Annotated in this window: 3 protein-coding genes and 1 pseudogene; 3 read left to right on the top strand and 1 reads right to left on the bottom strand. The window is 71.4% G+C overall.

Features of this window, described 5'->3' with window-relative positions; translation table 11 throughout:
- Positions 1 to 310, bottom strand: a pseudogene (locus tag ACWEPF_RS39635) (hypothetical protein); the annotation flags it as partial.
- 333 nt (positions 311 to 643) lie between these two features.
- Here ACWEPF_RS39635 and ACWEPF_RS39630 point away from each other — a divergent pair.
- The 3 genes from ACWEPF_RS39630 (at position 644) to ACWEPF_RS39620 (ending at position 2,844) form a co-directional block, all read left to right on the top strand.
- Positions 644 to 976 (top strand): hypothetical protein, encoded by a 333-nt coding sequence (locus ACWEPF_RS39630; RefSeq protein WP_452176490.1) that lies wholly within the window; start codon positions 644 to 646, stop codon positions 974 to 976.
- A gap of 275 nt (positions 977 to 1,251) precedes the next feature.
- The gene (locus tag ACWEPF_RS39625; protein ID WP_452176489.1) at positions 1,252 to 1,599 is read left to right on the top strand and encodes a DoxX family protein; all 348 of its coding nucleotides are present in this window, start codon (positions 1,252 to 1,254) and stop codon (positions 1,597 to 1,599) included.
- 456 nt (positions 1,600 to 2,055) lie between these two features.
- Positions 2,056 to 2,844, top strand: a complete 789-nt coding sequence (locus ACWEPF_RS39620) for a septum formation family protein (protein WP_452176488.1) — start codon at positions 2,056 to 2,058, stop codon at positions 2,842 to 2,844.
- The last annotated feature ends 650 nt before the right edge of the window (positions 2,845 to 3,494 follow it).

Here is a 3,494-nt window from a genome sequence, read left to right as displayed (position 1 = left end):
CCGCGCCCTGGCCCTCCTCGGCCAGCGAGAAGCCGCTGACGGCGGACCAGTCCAGCGTCAGCGTCTCGCCCTTGGCCTTGCGCAGCCGGGAGACCGGGTCCTCGATCCGCGAGCGGCCGGACAGCCAGGAGTTCTGCCGACGCCAGATCGTGTACATCCGCGCCAGCGTCTCCTGCACCAGGTCCTCGGCCAGGTGGGAGTCGCCACCGGTCAGCAGGCACGCCGTGCGGTACAGCTGCACTGCCCGACCGGCCGTCAGCTCCAGGAACCCGGCGTCCCCGGCCTCGGCGGGCGCGCGGTTGCCGGCCATCTCTCATCTCCCCCTCGAACGGTCTCCACCTCTCAGAACCCCGGGAGCGGCGGAACGTTACAGGCCGCTTCCGGAAATCCTTCCGGTCACCCGACCCCGCCCGGGCTGGGCGAAGCCACGGCGGGCTGAGAAGGGGAGAGCGGACCCCGGCAGCCCGGCAGGGTGCGAACACCGTCCGGTTGCCGAGGTGGGCAATGGGCCTCATGCAGGGCCGGGCAAGCGGGACCACGCCCTTTTGAACACGTTCAACGATGTGGCATGATGCCGTCTCCAAGCCGATGGGATGAGGGGGCGTCAGTGAGGAGCTCGGCCACGGGCAGCGGTGGGGGACGGATGGCGTTCGCGTGGGCGTCGGTCATCGGGTGGACGGCGCTGGCCGCCGTGGGCCCGTTCGTCGGGCTGCTGGTGGGGATGATCGTCCTCGGCTCGATCCCGGCTGTCCCCCTGGGGATGTTCCTCGGACGGGCCCGAGCGGTGACCGCCCTGGTGGTGGCGGCCGCAGCGGGGACCGCCGTACTCCCCCTGACCGGCGCCGCGGTCGGCGGGCAGTCCTGGGGAGCGCCCTGGCTCTGGTCACTCGCGCTGGCCGGCCTGATCCTCTACACCTTCCCCCTGGTCACGGCAGGCTGGGCAGCCGCATGGCTCGCCAGCCGCGAACAGGACTGAGCTCAACCGCACCCTCTCCCGACCTGCGCGGCCGATCGGCCGGGGAGACCTCAGCAGGCCCGCAAGTCGCGGCGGCGCACTCCGCTCACCGGGGCAGGAACCCGACCGCCGTCATCAGCACCAACCGCGCCGCGGTGCCACTCACCGGCTGCTGCGGAGAAGAAATTTCCTCGCCACCTGTCACATTCCCCGGCTGGGGCGTGTCGGTGAGATGTCCGAGCAGGGAGGACGACCTCGCCCTCCCGCTCCCGCCCGACCAACCTTGGAGCCACGCCATGTCCGTCGCCCACGTCGTCCTCTCCGTCGTCACCGCCCTGTGGATCGGGTTCTCCGGTGTGTCCCTGGCGCGCCGGGCGGAGTTCGTGACCCAGCCGCTGGTGGAGTACGGCGTCCCCCGTTCCTGGTGGACTCCGCTGGCGCTCGCCAAGCTCGCCGGCGCGGCCGGTCTGCTGGTGGGCCTGGCCGTGCCCGCCCTCGGGATCGCGGCCGCCGTGGGACTGGTCCTCTACTTCCTCGGCGCCGTCATCACCAACCTCAGGGCGCGCTCCTACAAGACCGTGGTGTTCCCGATCCTGTACCTGGCCCCCGCCGCGGTCACCCTCGGCCTCGGCCTCGCCGCCTGACGACCGTCACCACGCCCGCCGACATCAGCAGCCGCGCCGGAAAGGACGCGATGACGGCTGAACAGCTCCCGGCCCAGAGGGGTCCGGCCGGTCTCCGGCCGACCGCCCCGAGGTTCCGGGCCCGGCCTCGGCCGGGCGGTGACCGCCCCGCCGCTGCCGGTGCGAGGCGCGCGGGTGGTACGGACCCAACACCTGCGGCCGGGAGCCCATCACACGCTCGCACAGCTGCACAAGCAGTGGCAGCGCACCAGCAAGGGGGAACCACCAGTGGACACGCCAGCACCTGATCAGCCGGGCAGCCCGCAGGGCCGTACCGCGCAGGAGCGCGAATCCTTCACCGCACCTCAGGGCCCGGTTCCATTCGCCGCACCGTCCCACCCATCACGGCAGCCACGGCGGCCACGGCGGCAATTCGGCCCCGCGGCCTGGGCCGCCCTGATCGTCGCGGGCGGCCTGGTGGCCGTCACCGCGGTGGTGGCCGTGGTCAAGGGCCCGGCAGTGCTCCGCGAGGCCGGTGAGCGGGCCCGGGCCGCGGAGAGGCCGTTCGAGCCGGGCGAGTGCTTCCGGGGTGACGGGGACGGATTGGAGCGGTCCGAGCAGGTGCCGTGCACCGAGCCGCACCGGATGGAGGTGTTCTCGTCCTTCGCGATGGACGACCGGGAGTACCCGGGGAAGGAGGCGCTGTTCGCCATGGCCACGATGCTCTGCCGCCGCGCCCAGTCCGCGTACGTGCTCGACTGGATGACGATCCCGCGTGCGACCAGGACCGGCATGCTGCTGCCGAGCCACGACACGTGGCGCCAAGGCGACCGCACGGTGGTCTGCCACTTCGCCCACCCGCGGCCCCGGCAGGGCTCACTCGCCAAGGACAGCTCCGAGTACCAACCCGAGCAGTCCGCCTACCTGACGGCCGATCGCACCGCCGCCCGGGCACATGCCGAGTGGCCCATTCAAGAACCGTCCCAAGCACCGGACGAATACCGCCGGTTCGCGGCCAGCCTGGCCAAAGCCCTCAGAGCCGAATCAGCCCAGCTCGACGCCACCCACTGGAGCGAGGGACCACAACGGGAACTGCCAGGCCTCAAAGCAGAGCTGGAAGCCCACGCCCAACAGGCCGACCGGGTCGTACTGGCCGACTCCATCCAACTCCCCACCGAAATCAGCAAATTGAGCGAATACACCCCGACCGGCCTGCGCTTCCGCGCCACCCTCAGCCTGCCGACCGCCCAACAGGACACCCCCTGACCGGGCCGCAGGACAAGCAGCCCAACCGCGATCCGCAACACCCGGCCGAGCGACCGAGCCGCTCCGGCGGGGTCGGGCCGACGGGCTTGGTGGGCAGTTCCCGGAGGTGTGGTGTCGATGCCTTGTTACCGGGCTCGCCAAGAGGCGACAAGACCTTGGGAAGGCGGTTGTGACGGCGGCCACCTGCGGGTGGTGCCGAATCCAACCGTCCGTGCCCGTGTCCTGGCACTGGGTCGACGATATGCCCGCCGTCACCCCTCTGAACGGGTGACCGCGGGCACATCGGGACACTGAGTGATCTTCCGGCGGACTCGCCGGGCCCTTGGAATCGGGGGTCCGGGCTCGGCCGTACCTTCGGTAACGCTGCTCTGAGCTGGCTTTTCGCTGAAATGCTTGCCGGGGGTCGGTGGGGGCTCGTAGCTTCGTAACCAGTGCACAGCGCACTTCCCGGGTTCACCGCCCGCGGCCCCCGCCCCTTGGGGCGGCCGGGCACTCGCGGCGAAAGGTGACCGGGGCGGCCCACTACACCCCACGTGTGGAAAGCCGCCCACCGCATGCGACACCCCGAAGCCAGCCCACTGTTCAGGGCCCGCTCCGAGCTGTCCGCCCCGGGACTTCCGAGAGGATCTGCATGACCTTCCGTCACGAGA

It is taken from the genome of Kitasatospora sp. NPDC004289 (assembly GCF_053602875.1).
This window is presented reverse-complemented; position numbering and strand designations above follow the sequence as displayed.